Here is a 16,700-nt window from a genome sequence, read left to right as displayed (position 1 = left end):
GCAGGGGCCGTTGCCCCGTCTTCAGGAGCGGCAGATGAACCCGGCCACAGAACATCCCCTGCGCTATGCGCTGGTCAACGAACTGCATGCCCGGCCCTCGCCGCGGATCACCGCGCCGGCGACCGCGGTCTTCGTGGCGTTCAAGGAACCGCGCGACGCCGCCAACCGCGACCGGGCGCAGGATCTGGCGCATCTGGGCGAGCTGGTCAGCCGCCATGGCGGTCCACGCCCCGATCCCGATGACAGCCACTATCAGGGCCAGCTTGGCCGTCACGAACTGAAATGGGAGAGCCACACCGAGTTCGTGACCTATATGGCGATGACGCCGGGTCTTCCGATCCGTCCGTTCGACCCGTCGGCGGCGGCGATCTTTCCCGATGCCTGGCAGCACGCCGCGCCGGGCAAGCGCGTCGCGGCGGTGATGATCCAGGTCGACCTGCTGCCCGATGACCCGGCCGAGGCGCTGGCCCGCATCGACGGCTGGTTCGCGCGCGACAGCCTGGCCGCGATCTGGGTGCTGGACGAGACCGCGATGGTCGCGGGTGATTTCCGCATCGATGCGGATGGCTGGATGCGGTTCGCGATCTTCGTGCGGCCCGGCACGTCGGACGGCCGCATCGGGCGCCTGGTGCATCGCCTGGTCGAGCTGGAGACCTATCGCGCCATGTCGATGCTGGGCCTTGGGCGCGCGCGCGGTCTGGGCAACCGCCTGAACGAGCTGGAGCCGCGCCTGACCGCGATCCTGGAATCGATGACCGACGACGCGCAGCCCGCGGAACAGCTGCTGCATGACCTGCTGGCGGTCTCGACCCAGCTGGAGGCGCAGGCCGTCCTGCATTCCTTCCGGTTCGGCGCCAACAGCGCCTATGAGGCGATCGTGCATGACCGGATCGCCGCCCTGCGGGAGACGCGGTTTCTGGACCGCCAGATGCTGACCGAATTCATGCGCAGGCGGTACCAGCCGGCCATGCGCACGGCGAAATCGGCGGAACGGCGGCTGGCCACGATGCTTGAACGCACAGCCCGCGCGGCCGAGCTGCTGCGCACGCGTGTCGACGTGGAACGTAGCGCCCAGAACCAGAAGATCATGCACCGCATGGACCGCCGCGCCGACATGCAGCTGCGGCTGCAGCACACGGTCGAGGGGCTGTCGGTCGTCGCCATCAGCTATTACGCGGTGGGCCTGCTGAGCTATGCGCTGGCGCCGCTGGCGGGGCGCGCGGGGCTGGACAAGACGCTGGTCGTCGCCGTGCTGACGCCCCTGACGGTGCTTGGCGTCTGGTGGGCGATGCGCCGGGTGCGCGCGCAGTTCCACGACCCCGGCAGCGACGATTTGTGACTTGTGGCACCTGCTGCGGGGGGCGATACATCAGGCCTGACCCATGAAGGACCACGACCGATGCGCCTGACCCTTGCCCTGCTGGCAACCCTGACCCTGACCGCCTGCGGCGTGCCCTTCGTTCCCCTGATCTGACGAGGTATCCATGTCCAAGACGCTGACGATGTACGGCCTTGCCCATTGTTCGACCTGCCAGAAGGCGCAGGCCGACCTGCAGGACAACGGATGGACGGTACAGTTTCGCGATGTCCAGAAGGAGCCGCTGTCCGCTGACGAGCGTGCAGCCCTTGTCGCGCAGTTCGGTGACAAGATCATCAACCGCGCAAGCCTGACATGGCGCGGCATGTCCGAGGACGAGCGCGCGGCAGATCCGGTCGCCATGATGGGCGAAAAGCCGAGCGTGATGAAGCGCCCGGCGATTCGCGCCGATGATCTTTCCGGACTTGGTTGGACTGCAAATGTCAAGCGGTCATTTGGCGTACCTGCCTGACGACACGGGGCAGGGCAGGGGGCATTGCCCTGCCCGGTCTATCCCTTGCGGCTGGCCAGCGAGGCGATCAGCGGCCGCACGCCGCTGAGGTCGTACCCGGCGGCGTCGGCCGTCTTCAGGATCTCATCCTCGGGCATGCGCCCGGCCTGCGTCAGAGCCCAGAGGACCGTGCTGCGGTTGCCGGACCGACAATATGCGATCACCGGCCCCTGTCCCACGGTCGCCGTCCCAAAATCCGCGATCAGCTGCGGCGTGATCTGGCCCGGGTGGAACGGCAGGTAATGATAGCGCATTCCGGCAGCCTCTGCCGCCTGTGCCATCGCATCGTGATCGATCTCGGCCTCGACCTCCTCGTCGGGGCGGTTGTTGACCAGGACCTTGAACCCCGCATCGGCCAAGGCCGGGACATCCTCAGGCAGGATCTGCGGAGAGACGGCGAGGTTGGGGCTGATTTGGCGCAGATCCATCATGGGGCCTTTCGTGCACGGGTCCGCCCCGAAGTGGCGTCTTTCGTCGACGGTTGTCAAGCCGGCTGCCTAGAGCGCCATCGCCTGATCCACCAGACCCGGCAGATCGTCAAAGCGATCGAAGGCCGCGTGATGCGGCAGATCGGCGATGGCCGTCATGCGATAGCCGCCCGAATAGATCAGGAACGGCACCGGCACCGCCGCCGCGCAATTGGCGTCAAATTCACTGTCACCCACATAGAGCGCACGGGGTGCATTCCCTTCCACGCCCAGCATCTGCAGTGCCAGGCGCAAGGGCGCGGGGTCGGGCTTGCGCTGCGGCAGGCTGTCCCCTCCGACAACGACAGGGAACAGACGATCCAACGCGAAATGTTGCAGCACGCTGCGCGTCGGTCCCATCGGCTTGTTGGTGCAGATGCCCAGGGGATGACCCGCATCGGCCAGCCGTCCCACAGCCTCGATCACGCCCGGAAACAGACGCGTCAGCGCCGTGGCATCATGATAGCGCGCCATGAAGGCCGCGATCAGCGCGGGCCGATGCACCGGCTCGATACCGCAGGCGGCGATGATCCGGGTCCACAGCAGCTCGACCCCGCCACCGATGAAGCTGCGCACCCGCGCCAAGGGCAGCGGTGCGATCTGATGCTGGCGCAGGACCGCGTTCACGCAGGCATGGATGTCGGGCGCGCTGTCGATCAGCGTGCCGTCCAAGTCGAATACGATCGGGCAGGGTCTGTCCATGGTCATGCGGCCTTCCATTTGATCGAGCATCCCATTGATGCGACCTGATCGCGCGGACCTTGCCCGGTTTCCGCGATCTGCACCATGGCCAGATAAAGGTCGCGGCGGGCGTCCGTCGCCGCCGCCGTGCGGGTCGAGGCATCCAGTCGACCGCGATACTGCAGCCGACCGTCGGCGGAATAGCCAAAAAAGTCGGGCGTGCATTCGGCGCCATAGGCCCGTGCGACCGACTGATACGCATCATACAGGTAGGGAAAGCGAAAACCGTTCCGCTGCGCCAAGTCTCTCATATGCGCCGGGCTATCCTCCGGATAGGCCGCGACGTCGTTCGAAGATATGGCAACGACGCCGATGCCGTGGTCCATCAGCGCATGCGCATCGCGGATGATGCGGTCCAGGATCGACCTGACATAGGGGCAATGGTTGCAGATGAACATCACCAGCGTCCCGCGCGATCCGGCGACCTGCGAAAGCGTGACGACGTTTCCTTCCGTATCGCGCAGCGCAAAGTCGTGCCAAGGCGCATCGAAATCGCAGACGGGTGGCGATACGGCCATGTGATCCTCCGATCCATTTTCCAGAACCTTGAAAGATACGTGCCATAGGGACAAGTGGTGAAAAGGATGAAAGGCTAACCAGAAAGACTTTTATGGTACATAATACAGATTATCATCAAAACGCTTCCCCCTCCTTTCGATCGCCTTTCTACGGCAATCCCGGAACCTGTGACCCTTGGTTTGCGTCTGTTTGACAGAACCTGACATCGAAGGACATTCATCATGAAATATGTGGCTTTAGGACTGTGCGGCGCGATGCTGGCGCTTTCGGCATGCGGGACGACGGTTGGCGAGCGCGCTGCGACCGGCGGTCTTGGCGGTGCGGCCGTGGCGGGTCCGGCCGGCGCGGTTGTCGGCGGAACCGTGGGTGCGGTCAGCGCGACGCAGTAACCCTTGATAAGAGTAATCGTGGCGGCCGCGTTTCTCTGGAACGCGGCCGTTTTCGTGCCGGTCTTGCAGCCTTTGCCGGCATCCCCTACATCATGTGTGACAAAGACAAGGATCCGCCCATGGCCATGGAAGCGCATGATATCGAGGCCCTTCTGCGGGTCTCTTTTCCCCAGGCAAAGATCACGATCACTGATCTGGCCGGTGATGGAAACCACTATGCCGCCGAAGTTATCGACGAAAGCTTTCGCGGGCTGAACCGCGTGCAGCAACAGCGCGCCGTCTATGCCGCCCTTCAGGGCAAGATGGACGGCCCTGCCGGAGAGTTGCATGCGCTTGCCCTGACCACCAAGGCGCCCGACTGACGCGCCCCCTGCCCCATTACAAGGATTGCCATATGAGCGACGCGAACACGCGCATCCAGGACATGATCGACCGCAACGACGTGGTCCTGTTCATGAAAGGCACGCCCGAGATGCCCCAATGCGGCTTTTCGAGCAGAGTTGCCGGCGTTCTGAACTATATGGGCGTGCCCTACGAGGGCGTGAACGTATTATCGGACGCTAACATTCGCCAAGGGATCAAGGATTTCTCCGACTGGCCCACCATTCCCCAGCTTTACGTCAAGGGTGAGTTCGTAGGTGGCTGCGACATCATCACCGAGATGACATTGTCAGGAGAACTTGATCAGCTGCTGGAAAAAAAGGGCGTCGCGTTCGACAAGGATGCAGCCAACAAGATCCGCGAGGCAAATGCCTGATCTGGAACAAAAAAAAGGGCGCCGAGGCGCCCTTTTTCACATCATGTCGTCGGGATCGTAATCCATCCTGTCGTGTCGACGTTCCTGCATTGCTGCGGCCAACGTGACACCGACAGCGAACGCTCCAACCAACTTGGTCATCGTTCCAGCATTGCTGTCGGTCGCTTGGCGTAACTGATGCGCGCCGTTTTGGAACGACTGCTTTGCAGCAGTAACGTTGGAAGACGTCAGACCCGCAGCTCGAGCGGTATTGCGGACGCTGCCGAACAGCTTTTCTTCGGCATCAGAAGCAAGTTTGGTCGCGCGAGAGCCAGCCTGATCCATCAGCGAATGTGCCTTCGCTTCGGCCAGTTCGACAATTCGCGTCGCTTCCGCCCGCGCGCGCGTCGCCGCCGCATCGGTCGCCAAAGAAACCCGAGCTTCAACCTCACGTTTCAGATCATCGGTTGTCGGCATGGTGTGCTTGCGCGTTGCCGACATGGCCAGAAGGATGATCATCAGCAGGATCAAACCTGCGCCGATGGTCAACGACGCCAAAGCCGAGCCCCAATCCAGATCGTTGGCAAGCCACGACCACAGGGCAGCTGTCAAGAACCCGCCAGCCATCAGCCCGACCATTCCGGCGACCGCCTTCATGGCCGTGCGCCGGACCGTGTCGCCGACAGCTTCCTGAACGCGTCGGGCGAAATCGAACATATGCCCGACCTCAGCGACGCGAGATCAGCAGACCGACCAGGAAGCCGACACCGGCTGCGATACCCAAGGCCTGCGCCGGGTTGCGGCGAACCATCTCGGACACTTCGTCATAACGCTCTTCGGCATAATGTGCGACTTCGGTCGCCTTCTGCTGGCCTGCTTCGTACAGGCGCTCTGCTTCAAGACGCGCACGGTCGGCGTATTCCTGACCGGTCTCACGGGCACGCTCGGCATAGTACTTGCCCGTTTCGACGGCATCATCGGCCAGTGCTGCGCCACGCTCTTTCAGGCGTGCCGCACCCGAATTGTCGGACAGTTCGCGCGCGGTGTCACGGACGTCGTCCGCGATCTTGCGGGCACCATCCTTCAGGTCGCCGTGGGCTTCGTTTGCAGCCGAACGGGCGTCGCGTTTGATGTCGTCAGCAGTGGGGTTATGTGCCATGGTAATGTCCTTTCATCGGCGTCTTGTCACCGTCGATGGACAAACCGTCACAGGGTCTGGATTGTTCCCGCACTGCAGCAAAATCTTTGCCGGTACTGAACGCGAAAGGGCGTGGTAGGGGCGGCCGGACTCGAACCGGCACTCATTGCTGAAACGGATTTTGAATCCGAACATAAGGTCTTGTATTCTCTTAGGATTATGCTGAGAGCACCGTTGGACAAAGGGAGAACTAAAGAAGAATGTTGAGACGTGCGCCCTACTCTTTCGTGACGGTCATCGCGGGGCTTGCACCATGCCAAGTTTAGTCCTTTATCGTGACCGCGAACGAAGAATAAAGTCACATTGCCAATCTCAGCGATAGCTCCAGCTCATGGTTTAGTGAGCGCCGTACAAGGCTTTAGCTTGATTTCGTAATATTGTCCGCATCTGCGCGGATATTCGTGCAGCATCAATTGCGCGTTGCCGTTCCGAAACCCGTTCGTCTTCTTCGAAGCTACCTCCGGTTACAGCATCATACAGAGCTCCATCACGCTCTAAGTAATTATGCTTTTGACTGGTTAGTTTTGCAGCGATAAAACCTTCATATTCCCCCGTTGCAGCGAATAGCGCAAGAATTCTTACTCTTAGTTCCTCCGCACGCTGTAAGTTTTCTGCTGAGCGACTCCAAAAATCGACAGCGGCAACTTCGAGAGCACTGATCTCTAATATCAAACTATTTATTGTTTCCACATCACGACCAGTTCGCGAAAACCAGACCTGCGTAAAAAATGTTGCAAGAGCCCCGACAAGTGCTCCCGCGAGACCTCCTAAGATAGCTGAGGCTACCGATTCAGAAATGATATGCCTCTTATTTCGGTCTAGCTTTACTGATATAACGCTCTACAGCACGAATATATCTTTGAAGAGACGGCGACTCCGCTTCAAAAATCATTAATTTTTTAAGTTGTGATGCGGAATATGAATTATTAGCAACGAGTCCACCAAACGCCTCTTCCAGGAATGACGACCCGACTGATTTTAGGCCATCAAAAACCACAATGAGCTTTTGGCCATCCGCTTCTGCTTTTCGGAGCTCACGCAGAAGTATTTCTTCACGGAATTTACTCCCATTGTAGGGCCCAGTAGCGTCAGAGCGTCCAGCAGGATAAGCTGAGAAATCAGCAATTCGGATTTTACGCACTACTCGCTCCCGGGAGTTCGATAGTCCATTCAATGAGCGTCCCGCCGATGGAGTTTGGGTATGAGAAGTTTGTATAGCCTGAGCTATCATATTTGCACATTCCTCCGCGACTGAAGACTTTAATGGATCCCGCACCACATACATCCACTACATCCTTCATTTGCGGCAATCCATAACCACGGTTATTTTCACCGGTGCTGCTGGTTCCTAGCCGCATGGCACCTTCAATATATGCTCCATCGAGCTTAAACTCTGGCCCATCAGGAAGGCCAAGCATTTGGGTGGCATACTGCCTTATGGAATGCCATAACATTCGGCGAGGCAAAGTTACGGGGATAGTTGCGCCTTGATCATATATTATTACAGTGATCGTATGATTTTCCCGGTTAGCTTCGGCCGTCACCCACCATCTACCTACATGCTTATATAGAAAGCGATACCCTTCACTATATGCATGTTCTGCAACGTTGATCATAGCCTCACCGAGCGCGCTGTTAAGTGCCAGCTCAACATCTTCACTCAGACCGTTACTACCCTCTTGGATGAATCGCGGCATATCCTGAAGTCTTTCCGCAATTTCGCCAAGCTCTGCAGCGTTTGTCCCAGTCATGATTGGAAGAACACGAATCCTGCCCCCATCCCTTTCAGAGTAATAAGCCCCCATTTCTTCGGTCATGCCCACAACGCTAAAGAAGCCTATCTCAAAAAGCTTACGAAAGACAGGTGTTGACCACTCGTCTATATTCACTGCCGGGGGAACCGAGGCTCCCAGTTTCGCCAAACGCATATAGTCGGCTGTCAAAACAACAGCGGCTGCAGTAGACAGGTAGCTGATACCGCTGAAATCTATATATCCTAGAATGCGTCTTAGCTCGCCCTTAGACGGATCGCCGTACCGTCTCTTCACATACCATGCATCGTCTCCGGTCTTTTTAGACCCCGCAAGCAGCGGACTACGCCGCCGCAGGTTTTCAAAAAATTCAAGCGTATCATCTGCATTTTGATCAAAGCAGAGGCACGCCGGCGGCATAGTGGCTGGACGAAGGCTAAATGCCTTCTTGATCCCCTCGGCGGTCCAAAGTTCGACCTCGTGAGGACCTGTCTTAACCCCTGAAATCGGCACCCGCTTATCTCGTCGGCGACGAAACTGGTTGCTAGCACGGGTCCTGAGCCATCTGCGGCGGCGTAGGTCTAACTTTTTCATCAGGTCGCAGCTCCGCTTCGCATTTTACCGGGTAAACTGAGGTATGCCCGATGTTTGGGTTACGCAACACCGTTTATCGCACCTCTACGCAGCCGTCACGAATGGACATTTTTGCTCCCAATCGCAGATCATCAAGCGCTAGTCAGTACATATCCAACCATGAACTGAACTCTGCAACGGTCGGAGTAAGCAAGCAATGGTCATGTTGGAAACGCACAGGGCGGTCGCGCGTCAGTCGTCTATCACTGGCTACGAAGCTGTCCAGCACGGTAGACTCACTTCTCTGAACGAAGCGGATGCGCTGCCTACGTTGACACCCCTTCCCTAACCTAGTTCAGTGCTTTTAACTCGCTTGAGCTCGCCCTGATATGGTTAGGCCGAATGTTGAACCGTAACTGCTTCGTTACGGAAAGGCCGTTCAGCGCCTCATCCGTATATAAGCGGCCTGCAACTGGTCCATCACGAGGAACGATCCAATCATTGGCATCACCCTCGAAGGTGATCTTGCGGGTCCAGTGCGCGCTCATCTCGGCTCTCTCAACCGGAGAACCCGGCTGCCGAACTGAAGGAGGAGCTGATCGCGCGGTGAGTAATCGGCCATCGCGTCCCAGGCTGCCAGCATCGCTCTCAGGTTCCCGGCCGCCAGCGAGTACCGATCACCCTGCCACTCCTCGCACCAGATGATGTAGAGTGCCCGGTTCTCCGGGAAGATCGGCTCGTGAATACGATGGCGGGGCATAGCTGTCTCCTTCCGGTTCGATTAGAACGAAAGGAGAACTCTACGTAAGCGCGACGCGGCCCCCCTCCTGCCGCTTCTGATCTGACCGGGCCATTTTCTGTACGCATGAGCGTTGGAGGTGTTGGTTTGGAACGAGACGGCAAAGTGGGCGTCCATTTGGACGGCCCAGGGGACGGCAGGGTTTCTCGGCTAGAGGTGATCGAGGGGCCGAGCGGGCGTCGGCGGCGCACGAAGGCGGAGCGGGCGCGGGTCGCTGCGGAGAGCCTGGTGCCGGGGGCCTCGGTAACGGATGTCGCGCGGCAGCACGGGACGACGCGCTGGCAGGTCTACGACTGGCGGAAGAAGTTGCGGACGGGGCAGCTTGTCGTGCCCGAGAGCGTGGCGGCCCTGCCGATGTTTGCAGAGTTGGTCGTCGAGGGTCCCGCAGCGGCGATGCCGGCAGAGACGGAGGTCGCCACCGGCGTGGAGATCGTTGTCGGCGATGTCGTGATCCGCGTCGGGGCCGACGCCGATGAGATCCTGCTGACCAGGTCCATCCGGGCGGCGCGGACGGCGACATCATGATGCTCGGTCAGGGAGGGCCAACAAAGGTCTATGTGGCGACGCGCCCGGTGGACTTCCGCAAGGGGATCGATGGCCTCGCGCTGGCGGTGCAGGAGATGTCCGGGCTCGATCCATTCTGTGGGGCGGTCTTCGTCTTCCGCTCGAAACGGGCGGACAGGATCAAGCTGCTGGTTTGGGATCAGACCGGAATGGTGCTCGTTCACAAGCGCCTTGAGGGAGGCAAGTTCGTCTGGCCGCAGATGCGGGACGGAGTGATGCGGATCTCCTCGGCGCAGCTGGCGGCTCTGTTCGAAGGGTTGGATTGGCGGCTGGTGCGGCCGGAACGGGCGCGGCGTCCGCTGGTCGCAGGGTGAGCGGGCGGACGCACGGGAATTCCCTGTTTTTGCTAGCCAGAACCGCGTTTGCGTGATTCACTCCGAGGCATGGATGCCGATGCCCTCAGCCGTGAGAACGCTCATCTGAAGGCCCGCCTGACCGAGGTCGAGGCGGCGCTCGTGGAGGTGCAGGAGGCCAATCGTCGGCTGGAGGGCATCCTGCGGGCATCGCAGCGCGAGCGCTTCGGCAAGAGTTCCGAGAAGCTGTCACCCGACCAGTTCAATCTGCCGCTCGAGGATGCCGAACTGGCCCAAGGCGTCCTCGCGGCCGCGCAGGAAAAGGCAGAGGCCGCGCTTGCCCAAACGCGCGGGGAAGAACCTCGCAAGCCCGCGCGCAACCGCGGGCATCTGCCGGCGCACCTGCCCAGGGTCGAGCGCGTGATCGAGCCCGCCAGCATCCAATGCCCCTGCGGCTGCGGTGAGATGGCCCGGATCGGGGAAGATATATCCGAGCGGCTCGACGTAATCCCGGCGCAGTTCCAGGTGCTGGTGACGCGGCGCCCGAGATACGCCTGTCGCCGCTGCTCGCAGGCCGTCGTGCAGGCGCATGCCCCTGAGCATGTCGTCCCTGGCGGGCTGCCGACCGAACGGCTGATCGCGTGGATCATCGTCTCGAAGTTCGGCGACCACCTTCCGTTCTACCGCCAAGCGGGGATCTTCGAGCGGCAAGGTCTCCACCTCGACCGTGGCACACTCGGCAACTGGACGGGGCGCGCCTGCTTCCACCTGATGCCTGTCATCGACCACATGAAGGCTCATCTGCGCAGCGCCGACCGGATCTTCGTGGACGAGACCCGCGCGCCGGTGCTCGATCCGGGCCGGAAGGCTACCAAGAGCGGCTACTTCTGGGCCGTCGTGTCCGACGATCGCGGCCATGGCGGTGTCGGTCCGCCCATCGTGCTGTTCCACTACGCCCCCGGCCGAGGACGGGAGCATCCGCTAAAGTTCCTCGCCGGATACCGCGGCCGGTTCCTGCAATGTGACGCCTACCAGTCCTACAACGCGCTGACCGAGATCACGCGCGATGAGGGGCCGTGGCAGTTGGTCAATTGCTGGACCCATGTCCGCCGTCGCTTCGTGAAGCGCTTTGAAAGCGAGGGCTCGCCCATCGCCGAGGAGATGCTGCGCCAGATCGCATTGCTGTATCAGATCGAGAAGACCGTGCGCGGCCAGGCTCCCGCCGACCGTCTCGCCGTCCGGAGCGCCCAGGCCGCCCCGATCATCGCCGCGCTCAAGCCCTGGCTTGGAACTCAGCTGTCGCGCATCCCGCAGAAATCCCTTCTGGCCGAGGATATCCGCTATACCCTCGCGCATTGGCCCGGCCTGATCCGCTTCCTCGACGACGGCACCCTCGAGCTCGACACCAACCCGGTCGAAAACCAGATCCGTCCGATCGCGCTGACCCGCAAGAACGCCCTCTTCGCCGGCAACGAGGTCGGCGCCGAGAACTGGGCCATGCTCGCCTCGCTCGTCGCCACCTGCAAAATGGCCGGCGTGAACCCCGTCGACTATCTCGCCGACACCCTCCGCGCCATCCTCGACGGACACCCCAAATCCCGCATCGAAGACCTCATGCCCTGGCGGCACGCACAGCCGTCAAGCCTCACCGCATAGGGCCGCGACGTCGCGCTTACAACTCTACGCAAGACTTTCTGGTTCAGCCGGGCGGCTGTGCGGATACCCCGGGCACCTTGTTCAGCGCTGCAGTCAGTGCATCGGCCTCCGTCAAGGCCTCCCGGCCCTGCTTTCTGTTCCAGATGGCACGCGTCTTACCGAACTTACGTTCGATGAACGCCCACAGCAGCGCGACCAACGTGATGATCGCGTAGACAGTCTCGGCCGCCAGATCCACCGGGAAGGGCAGCGGGAAACCGAACGCAAGCGCGACCTGCGCGACCGTTGCAATGACCAGGGCAATGAAGCTCCGGTTCATGAAGGCGTTCGACCAGCGGCGATCCGATCCGGCCAGAGCATTCGCCTGATCGACCAGCGCATTAAGGTCGCGGAAAGCCTTGAAGAGCATCATCGGGTTCATGGTCATTTCACTCCGAAATAGGCCAGCGCGGTAGCAGCCAGCGCAGCGAGGATGTAGATGGCACCCTTTGCAGGGCCGGTGGTGACATGTGCAGATGGGGACGGCAGGGGCTTCGCCGGGATGCTGTCCACGACAGGCGGCCGGCCGTTGGCCGCGGCCCACCAGGTGCGCACGTCAAAGCCGGGGCATTGCGTTGCACCCAGATCGCGGTGTCCGACGACCTGTGCACTGGGATGCTTGGCCAGCAGCTCGCGGACCAGCTTCACCGTCGCGGCTTTCTGCGCCTGGGTGCGGTTGTCGACGCCGACGTTCGGGCCGGTCGTCCCCTCGATGCCGCCGATGCAGCAGATGCCCAGGCTGCCCGTGTTGTGGCCCGCGACGTGCGCGCCAACGGTGGTATCCACCCTGCCCTTCTCAACGGCGCCGCTGCGCCGGATCACGTAGTGATAGCCGACATCGTTGAACCCGCGGGCGAGGTGCATCTTGCGGATGTCGGCCACGCCGTAATCTTGGTCGGGATAGGTCGCGCTGTAGTGCAGCACGATGTACTTGATGGGGAAGTGCGGCATGGCTGCCTCCTCGTAGGCATGGACATGAAAAAGCCCGCCGGTAAGGGCGGGCGAGCTTGGCTTTCATTTGCGGGCGATTAATGTGCGCGTAGCCGAAACGTGCTTATTCGTTGTCGTTCGGTCAGGCGGTCCCTGTCTTGCCCGATCTGGGACCGCCGCTAGTTTCTCGAGGAAACTTACGACGGAACGATCTGGGATGGGGCCCGTTCAGTCGGGGTAGACAGTGGGATATTTATCCCTGCTTCTGTTCTCGCCACGCCTGCCAGCGGGGCAATTTTTTATCGCCAAGGCAGCAGCCTAATCTTTGTGGGGTGCAGCCAAGCGCGCCACAGCGGCCAGTGATGCCGCTCATTCTCCGGGATCAGCAGTTGGCGGCATTTCAGGGCGCAGAAGAACGACGCCATCTTCATCAGCCCGAAGACGATGTTGATTAGCCGCCCGCGGGTCGCATCGGTCCACTGCTCGGCGAACCCCGGCACCCACATCCGAAGCAGTGGCATGCCCACATCCCAATAGAGGCCGCGCAGGATGATGGCGCCGGCGAGGATCATAAAGCCGGTGGCGAACCACCAGGTCGCGGACCGCAGCTCTCGGAAGCTGGCACGGAATGCCCAGATCACGGCAAAATAGCCGAGCGCGTTGATGACGGCGATCAGCCCGATAGTTAGTGCCATGTCTGCGTGTCCTTCTCCAGCTGCTCCACGAGGCGTTCGATTGCCCGCACCCGCGCCTTGATGGCCCGCTTCTCCGGGGCCGAGTCTGTCATGTGTTCGCGCATGATCGTGTCGGCCTTCTCGGCCCTGCGCCCGTGGCCGGTCAGCTGTCGAATGAGCCGCCCCATCATCGCCGGTCCTCCAGAAGCCGGACCGCCCGGCCCATGATTTCGGTGTTCGCCGCCGTGGTCTTGTTCGTGTCGGTGATCAGGTCGCGGCTTTCCTTCACCATCGCCTGCGCCATCTCCAGCATCTTGTCCTGCAGCTCGCCGTTGCGCTTGTACTGGATCCAGTTGGCCCAGCCCTGAACGACGATCACGACACCGGCGAGGCCGCCGCCCACCTCCCGGACGAGAGTCATCAGCTCATTCATGGTATCGGCCCGGCCGTGCGACGGCGGGTGGTGTCTTCAGCCATCGCGGCCTCCGTGAAATGGGGTGGGGTTCACGCCCGGCGACCGGGCATAAGAAGCCCGCGCGATGGCGGGTTAGGGTTAATAAACAAATCAGTGCAGACAGCCCGAAAAATCGTGCTACCTTCACAGATGCGCGATGTGCAAATTCAAACGCCAAGCGTGCCCGATAGGCAGGGTTATCCCTCTCTCAGCCTATACTAGGCGGGTGTATCGGCGCTTTGCGCAGGCCCCCGGAGCCTCCTCCGGGGGCCGTTATTTCGCCGATAAACATGTACCAATTTAGCCAGGCGCGCAGGGCTGCAAATGGCGCTACGCTTGCCTTCGGTCGGGCAGTGGTTCTGGGAGGGGTGGCTGCCTGACCGACCAAACATCTTAGAGCAAAATGTACGGAACGGTTCTGCAATGCAGCAAGTTGTGCAGACGTATTCGTAACCAGTGCCGCAAGTGCCAAACAGGGTCTCGCCGGAAGGCGAGGCCCTTTTCTTTGCCTCAAGGCATCGAGGGCAGCAGGAAGCCGTGAACGGTCATGCTGCTCGGTTCAGCGTAGTCGGCAGCGGACCACCCTGCCCACGAGCGATGCCGCTCGATCGTCGCCATGGCATAGGCATCGGTGGTCGTATCCCAGATGAAGCCGTCGGCCATGTCGACTGGGCGGATCGTCTCGAACAGCACGCCGTCGATGTAGAAGTCGCATTTGTCGGCGAACAGTTCCGTGACAAGCCGCTGCTGAACGCCAGGCGTAAACGGCCCCACGGCCATCTGCCGCTTGTCCGACGAGGCACGACCGCCGCCCCGACGCGGCATGTGGACGGCGGGTGCCCACCCGATCACGCCGTTACGTTTCACCAGTTCGAAGTCCAGTTCCTTGCCGTTGCCTGCATGGATGAAGAACGCGTTGACCGCCTTGTTGGTGTGGCTGGTGACCACAGCGCCCCACTTGCCGCGAGGTGCTTGACGACGGTTCACCTGCAGCGCTCCGGTGCGCCAGCGTCCATCGACCATACCGGCCCGCAGGGTCACGGACTTGTCGGCGTTGTAGTCGATCATGGCAGGAGTGCCGACGCTGCCTCCAACGCCGTTTTCTTCATCACCGCCCGCCCAGTTCGGCAGGTAGATGTGCATGTTCGGGTTGTTCCAGTCGAAGTCCAGCGCGCGGTCGACCCCGAAGTCCTGCACATGACGGAAGCTGGGCAGCATTTTGCTCGGCGCAGGGACCGGCTCCGGTTTAGGCGCAGGCGCAGGGGTCGGCTCCGGATCTGGCGCCGGGGCCGGGGTCGCAGGTTCGGCGGACAGATAGGCTTCCAGCAGGCTCACACCCTCCTTCAGCAGGCTCAGAAGGGCAGTCAGCATTTGGCGTTCGGCCATGTCGCGTTCCTCGGGGGCTGGTTCCGGATCGGGGTCCGGGGTGGGCGTCGGCACCGGGTCAGGCTCCGGAGCCGGCACAGGCGCGGGCTCAGGCACCGTAACAGGCGCATCCTCGATCAGCGCCCGCACGGCGGCCCAGGCCGGGTTACGGTCACCCAGCCAGCGCTGCAGGCCGTGGCAGATGTTCTGGTCGGGCATCCGGCATTCGACCGACATGGCAAGCGGCCCGTCGAAGCCTGCGGCATTGAGGGCGGCGAAGGTCGCGGCGTAGACCTCACCCATCTGCGGACTGACCGCGAAGGCGTGGACGAAGGCACGATAGGCCGGGCTGCCACCGATACCGTTGATGTGGTTGCCGACCTCGTAGGCCGCCAGCTCCATGCCATGCTCCTTAGTCGCCCGGCGGAAGTACTGCCACTTGGGCGTCAGGCCGCGCACGGTTCGGCCGCCACCGGACAGCAGCAGGTCGCGCATCCGGCTGAAGGCCTCGGTCTGGCTCAGGGTCGTGCGCCAGCCCTCGATCTGTGCCGCCCGCCCGCCATAGGCCATGCCGCCGTCGATCTGCGCATGGACCGCCAGCACGTCGAAGACGCTATGTGGCGCGACGTAGGGGGGCACGCCTTGGCGGCCAACAGCCGCCCGCCATTGCGGCGCGTTGAGGATGTCCACCACGACGCCCTCGTTGTCGGTCTGCGTCTGGATGGCCAGCTTGAGGCGCGCATCATCGCCCCAGACCTCGCGCCAGATCTGCGCCATGCGGGTGGCCCGCATTGCGTACCCGTTCAGATACTCCTGGCCGGTGTTGGTGCCGAAGGTGTCGCGGCCCAGCTTGGCGAAGTAATGGGCCTGCGGCGTCCCGGAGTGGTCCCACGTCTTGGTGCTCAGCTCGCAGATCACCTTGCGCGGCGCCGGCATCAAATCGCGGATAAGAGCCGCGCACTGGCGCATGTGATCGTCGGTAGCTGCGGTCGGCAGGCACAGCCACATATCGGCGCCCGTCTCGCGGCACAGCGCCGCCATCCACTCGTAGGGTACGAAGCGGTGGAAGATCTCGTCGGTCGGTCGAGCCCGGCTGGCCCAATCCGTGATCCGCAGCCCGCCCTGGTTCTCCGAAGTCAGGATGCCGATCCACTCGTCGAACCGCAGGGCGTGATAGGGCGCGACCTCGGTCAGATACTGCCGGCGGAAGATCTGACCCCGGTCGGCGTCGGCCCAGTCATCCCGATGCACCAGCGCGATGTTCTCGATCGGGCCACCTGCCGGGTCGATCGTTCGGACGATCAGGTCAATCCAGGACGCACCATTGGCAGTGAAGTCGAACTGGATCTCGTTCGGCGACACGCGCGTGATGTTGCGGGCCCCGTGCAGATCGATGGTGCAGGTCCCGTCCCACCGCAGGCGATGACGGCCGGAGCCACCCGACTCCGCCGGCATGTTGTGGAACAGGCGGGTGCGGAACCCGCCCGACCCCGGCGGGATCGAGATCAGCTGGCCGCCGGGGGTCATGTGACCGGCCGCGACCAGCTGATCCCATTGCGCGCCGCCCCGGTCGGCCTGCCAGGACCAGGCCTGCTTGAAGGCGTTGATGAAGGGGCGCGCGGACTCGCCATTGATGACGCCGAGGCGCGCCGCGATTTCAGCGGTGTGCATGAAGTGTCCTTTC

24 protein-coding genes are annotated in these 16,700 nt (G+C 61.9%); 8 read left to right on the top strand and 16 right to left on the bottom strand.

All coding sequences use genetic code 11. From position 1 onward, the window contains the following. Nucleotides 1-34: 34 nt before the first annotated feature. Entirely contained in the window at nucleotides 35-1,339 is a 1,305-nt protein-coding gene (locus EOJ32_RS09900; protein WP_045999217.1) for a DUF3422 family protein, read from the top strand. Between the two features lie 145 nt (nucleotides 1,340-1,484). Continuing rightward, nucleotides 1,485-1,829: an arsenate reductase family protein gene (locus EOJ32_RS09895; RefSeq protein WP_240542398.1), complete on the top strand. Its 345-nt coding sequence runs from the start codon at nucleotides 1,485-1,487 to the stop codon at nucleotides 1,827-1,829. Between the two features lie 38 nt (nucleotides 1,830-1,867). On the opposite strand, the gene EOJ32_RS09890 is transcribed toward EOJ32_RS09895, so the two are convergent. From EOJ32_RS09890 to EOJ32_RS09880, 3 genes are all read right to left on the bottom strand, one after another. Next, nucleotides 1,868-2,299, bottom strand: coding sequence for a TIGR01244 family sulfur transferase (locus tag EOJ32_RS09890; RefSeq protein ID WP_337960259.1), 432 nt, complete (start codon nucleotides 2,297-2,299; stop codon nucleotides 1,868-1,870). A 66-nt stretch (nucleotides 2,300-2,365) separates the two neighbouring features. After that, nucleotides 2,366-3,043: a phosphoglycolate phosphatase gene (gene gph, locus EOJ32_RS09885; RefSeq protein ID WP_164871428.1), complete on the bottom strand. Its 678-nt coding sequence runs from the start codon at nucleotides 3,041-3,043 to the stop codon at nucleotides 2,366-2,368. Then, complete coding sequence (locus EOJ32_RS09880; protein ID WP_127898448.1) at nucleotides 3,040-3,594, bottom strand: thioredoxin family protein; 555 nt, start codon at nucleotides 3,592-3,594, stop codon at nucleotides 3,040-3,042. The genes gph and EOJ32_RS09880 overlap by 4 nt, the downstream gene beginning before the upstream one ends. A 222-nt stretch (nucleotides 3,595-3,816) precedes the next feature. Here EOJ32_RS09880 and EOJ32_RS20135 point away from each other — a divergent pair, with 222 nt between their 5' ends. From EOJ32_RS20135 to grxD, 3 genes are all read left to right on the top strand, one after another. Further along, a complete protein-coding gene (locus tag EOJ32_RS20135; RefSeq protein ID WP_164871427.1) occupies nucleotides 3,817-3,984 on the top strand; it encodes a hypothetical protein in 168 nt (55 codons plus the stop codon). A 119-nt stretch (nucleotides 3,985-4,103) separates the two neighbouring features. Continuing rightward, nucleotides 4,104-4,346, top strand: a complete 243-nt coding sequence (locus tag EOJ32_RS09875; protein ID WP_045999221.1) for a BolA/IbaG family iron-sulfur metabolism protein — start codon at nucleotides 4,104-4,106, stop codon at nucleotides 4,344-4,346. A 32-nt stretch (nucleotides 4,347-4,378) separates the two neighbouring features. Further along, nucleotides 4,379-4,741: a Grx4 family monothiol glutaredoxin gene (gene grxD, locus EOJ32_RS09870; RefSeq protein ID WP_127898447.1), complete on the top strand. Its 363-nt coding sequence runs from the start codon at nucleotides 4,379-4,381 to the stop codon at nucleotides 4,739-4,741. A 36-nt stretch (nucleotides 4,742-4,777) separates the two neighbouring features. Here the strand turns inward: grxD and EOJ32_RS09865 are convergent, their stop codons facing one another. The 7 genes from EOJ32_RS09865 to EOJ32_RS09840 all read right to left on the bottom strand — a co-directional run bounded on the left by EOJ32_RS09865 (nucleotide 4,778) and on the right by EOJ32_RS09840 (nucleotide 9,002). Beyond that, nucleotides 4,778-5,437 carry a hypothetical protein gene (locus EOJ32_RS09865; protein ID WP_127898446.1) on the bottom strand — a complete coding sequence of 220 codons (660 nt, stop codon included), beginning with the start codon at nucleotides 5,435-5,437 and terminating at the stop codon, nucleotides 4,778-4,780. A 10-nt stretch (nucleotides 5,438-5,447) separates the two neighbouring features. Further along, on the bottom strand, nucleotides 5,448-5,879 hold the full coding sequence (locus tag EOJ32_RS09860; protein WP_045980861.1) for a YqjD family protein: 432 nt from the start codon (nucleotides 5,877-5,879) through the stop codon (nucleotides 5,448-5,450). Nucleotides 5,880-6,254: 375 nt separating this feature from the next. Further along, complete coding sequence (locus tag EOJ32_RS09855) at nucleotides 6,255-6,590, bottom strand: hypothetical protein (RefSeq protein ID WP_164871426.1); 336 nt, start codon at nucleotides 6,588-6,590, stop codon at nucleotides 6,255-6,257. 136 nt (nucleotides 6,591-6,726) lie between these two features. Continuing rightward, entirely contained in the window at nucleotides 6,727-7,059 is a 333-nt protein-coding gene (locus EOJ32_RS09850; RefSeq protein ID WP_164871425.1) for an STAS-like domain-containing protein, read from the bottom strand. After that, nucleotides 7,052-8,263 (bottom strand): ATP-binding protein, encoded by a 1,212-nt coding sequence (locus EOJ32_RS20130; RefSeq protein ID WP_164871424.1) that lies wholly within the window; start codon nucleotides 8,261-8,263, stop codon nucleotides 7,052-7,054. The genes EOJ32_RS09850 and EOJ32_RS20130 overlap by 8 nt, the downstream gene beginning before the upstream one ends. 329 nt (nucleotides 8,264-8,592) lie before the next feature. Beyond that, nucleotides 8,593-8,790 (bottom strand): hypothetical protein, encoded by a 198-nt coding sequence (locus EOJ32_RS09845; protein WP_127898443.1) that lies wholly within the window; start codon nucleotides 8,788-8,790, stop codon nucleotides 8,593-8,595. Then, nucleotides 8,787-9,002 carry a hypothetical protein gene (locus EOJ32_RS09840; RefSeq protein ID WP_127898442.1) on the bottom strand — a complete coding sequence of 72 codons (216 nt, stop codon included), beginning with the start codon at nucleotides 9,000-9,002 and terminating at the stop codon, nucleotides 8,787-8,789. The genes EOJ32_RS09845 and EOJ32_RS09840 overlap by 4 nt, the downstream gene beginning before the upstream one ends. A 144-nt stretch (nucleotides 9,003-9,146) precedes the next feature. Between EOJ32_RS09840 and EOJ32_RS09835 the strand changes: the two genes are divergently transcribed. From EOJ32_RS09835 to EOJ32_RS09825, 3 genes are all read left to right on the top strand, one after another. After that, nucleotides 9,147-9,566: a transposase gene (locus EOJ32_RS09835; protein ID WP_205963144.1), complete on the top strand. Its 420-nt coding sequence runs from the start codon at nucleotides 9,147-9,149 to the stop codon at nucleotides 9,564-9,566. Next, nucleotides 9,563-9,919 carry an IS66 family insertion sequence element accessory protein TnpB gene (gene tnpB, locus EOJ32_RS09830; RefSeq protein WP_071209476.1) on the top strand — a complete coding sequence of 119 codons (357 nt, stop codon included), beginning with the start codon at nucleotides 9,563-9,565 and terminating at the stop codon, nucleotides 9,917-9,919. The genes EOJ32_RS09835 and tnpB overlap by 4 nt, the downstream gene beginning before the upstream one ends. A 69-nt stretch (nucleotides 9,920-9,988) precedes the next feature. Beyond that, a complete protein-coding gene (locus tag EOJ32_RS09825; protein ID WP_127897300.1) occupies nucleotides 9,989-11,554 on the top strand; it encodes an IS66 family transposase in 1,566 nt (521 codons plus the stop codon). Between the two features lie 43 nt (nucleotides 11,555-11,597). Here EOJ32_RS09825 and EOJ32_RS09820 read toward each other — a convergent pair whose 3' ends face one another. The 6 genes from EOJ32_RS09820 to EOJ32_RS09795 form a co-directional block, all read right to left on the bottom strand. After that, the gene (locus EOJ32_RS09820; protein WP_127898441.1) at nucleotides 11,598-11,975 is read right to left on the bottom strand and encodes a hypothetical protein; all 378 of its coding nucleotides are present in this window, start codon (nucleotides 11,973-11,975) and stop codon (nucleotides 11,598-11,600) included. Nucleotides 11,976-11,977: 2 nt separating this feature from the next. After that, on the bottom strand, nucleotides 11,978-12,544 hold the full coding sequence (locus EOJ32_RS09815; RefSeq protein WP_127898440.1) for an N-acetylmuramoyl-L-alanine amidase: 567 nt from the start codon (nucleotides 12,542-12,544) through the stop codon (nucleotides 11,978-11,980). Between the two features lie 278 nt (nucleotides 12,545-12,822). Continuing rightward, nucleotides 12,823-13,218 carry a hypothetical protein gene (locus EOJ32_RS09810; protein ID WP_127898439.1) on the bottom strand — a complete coding sequence of 132 codons (396 nt, stop codon included), beginning with the start codon at nucleotides 13,216-13,218 and terminating at the stop codon, nucleotides 12,823-12,825. Beyond that, nucleotides 13,209-13,388 carry a hypothetical protein gene (locus EOJ32_RS09805; RefSeq protein WP_127898438.1) on the bottom strand — a complete coding sequence of 60 codons (180 nt, stop codon included), beginning with the start codon at nucleotides 13,386-13,388 and terminating at the stop codon, nucleotides 13,209-13,211. Before EOJ32_RS09805 ends, EOJ32_RS09810 begins: the two co-directional genes overlap by 10 nt. Further along, nucleotides 13,385-13,618, bottom strand: coding sequence for a hypothetical protein (locus EOJ32_RS09800; protein ID WP_127898437.1), 234 nt, complete (start codon nucleotides 13,616-13,618; stop codon nucleotides 13,385-13,387). Before EOJ32_RS09800 ends, EOJ32_RS09805 begins: the two co-directional genes overlap by 4 nt. Nucleotides 13,619-14,161: 543 nt before the next feature. Continuing rightward, complete coding sequence (locus EOJ32_RS09795; RefSeq protein ID WP_127898436.1) at nucleotides 14,162-16,687, bottom strand: hypothetical protein; 2,526 nt, start codon at nucleotides 16,685-16,687, stop codon at nucleotides 14,162-14,164. Between the last annotated feature and the right edge of the window lie 13 nt (nucleotides 16,688-16,700).

The sequence above is a fragment of the Paracoccus sp. Arc7-R13 genome (assembly GCF_004010775.1).
Classification (GTDB): domain Bacteria; phylum Pseudomonadota; class Alphaproteobacteria; order Rhodobacterales; family Rhodobacteraceae; genus Paracoccus; species Paracoccus marcusii.
This window is presented reverse-complemented; position numbering and strand designations above follow the sequence as displayed.

Excerpts from the sequence above, each read along its gene's own strand:
- EOJ32_RS20130 (WP_164871424.1), bottom strand. The coding sequence starts at position 8,263 with ATGAAAAAGTTAGACCTACGCCGCCGCAGATGGCTCAGGACCCGTGCT.
- EOJ32_RS09820 (WP_127898441.1), bottom strand. The coding sequence starts at position 11,975 with ATGAACCCGATGATGCTCTTCAAGGCTTTCCGCGACCTTAATGCGCTG.
- EOJ32_RS09815 (WP_127898440.1), bottom strand. The coding sequence starts at position 12,544 with ATGCCGCACTTCCCCATCAAGTACATCGTGCTGCACTACAGCGCGACC.
- EOJ32_RS09865 (WP_127898446.1), bottom strand. The coding sequence starts at position 5,437 with ATGTTCGATTTCGCCCGACGCGTTCAGGAAGCTGTCGGCGACACGGTC.
- EOJ32_RS09800 (WP_127898437.1), bottom strand. The coding sequence starts at position 13,618 with ATGACTCTCGTCCGGGAGGTGGGCGGCGGCCTCGCCGGTGTCGTGATC.
- EOJ32_RS09810 (WP_127898439.1), bottom strand. The coding sequence starts at position 13,218 with ATGGCACTAACTATCGGGCTGATCGCCGTCATCAACGCGCTCGGCTAT.
- EOJ32_RS09880 (WP_127898448.1), bottom strand. The coding sequence starts at position 3,594 with ATGGCCGTATCGCCACCCGTCTGCGATTTCGATGCGCCTTGGCACGAC.
- tnpB (WP_071209476.1), top strand. The coding sequence starts at position 9,563 with ATGATGCTCGGTCAGGGAGGGCCAACAAAGGTCTATGTGGCGACGCGC.
- EOJ32_RS09900 (WP_045999217.1), top strand. The coding sequence starts at position 35 with ATGAACCCGGCCACAGAACATCCCCTGCGCTATGCGCTGGTCAACGAA.
- EOJ32_RS09895 (WP_240542398.1), top strand. The coding sequence starts at position 1,485 with ATGTCCAAGACGCTGACGATGTACGGCCTTGCCCATTGTTCGACCTGC.
- gph (WP_164871428.1), bottom strand. The coding sequence starts at position 3,043 with ATGACCATGGACAGACCCTGCCCGATCGTATTCGACTTGGACGGCACG.
- EOJ32_RS20135 (WP_164871427.1), top strand. The coding sequence starts at position 3,817 with ATGAAATATGTGGCTTTAGGACTGTGCGGCGCGATGCTGGCGCTTTCG.
- EOJ32_RS09840 (WP_127898442.1), bottom strand. The coding sequence starts at position 9,002 with ATGCCCCGCCATCGTATTCACGAGCCGATCTTCCCGGAGAACCGGGCA.
- EOJ32_RS09795 (WP_127898436.1), bottom strand. The coding sequence starts at position 16,687 with ATGCACACCGCTGAAATCGCGGCGCGCCTCGGCGTCATCAATGGCGAG.
- EOJ32_RS09805 (WP_127898438.1), bottom strand. The coding sequence starts at position 13,388 with ATGATGGGGCGGCTCATTCGACAGCTGACCGGCCACGGGCGCAGGGCC.
- EOJ32_RS09845 (WP_127898443.1), bottom strand. The coding sequence starts at position 8,790 with ATGAGCGCGCACTGGACCCGCAAGATCACCTTCGAGGGTGATGCCAAT.
- EOJ32_RS09860 (WP_045980861.1), bottom strand. The coding sequence starts at position 5,879 with ATGGCACATAACCCCACTGCTGACGACATCAAACGCGACGCCCGTTCG.
- grxD (WP_127898447.1), top strand. The coding sequence starts at position 4,379 with ATGAGCGACGCGAACACGCGCATCCAGGACATGATCGACCGCAACGAC.
- EOJ32_RS09825 (WP_127897300.1), top strand. The coding sequence starts at position 9,989 with ATGGATGCCGATGCCCTCAGCCGTGAGAACGCTCATCTGAAGGCCCGC.
- EOJ32_RS09890 (WP_337960259.1), bottom strand. The coding sequence starts at position 2,299 with ATGATGGATCTGCGCCAAATCAGCCCCAACCTCGCCGTCTCTCCGCAG.
- EOJ32_RS09875 (WP_045999221.1), top strand. The coding sequence starts at position 4,104 with ATGGCCATGGAAGCGCATGATATCGAGGCCCTTCTGCGGGTCTCTTTT.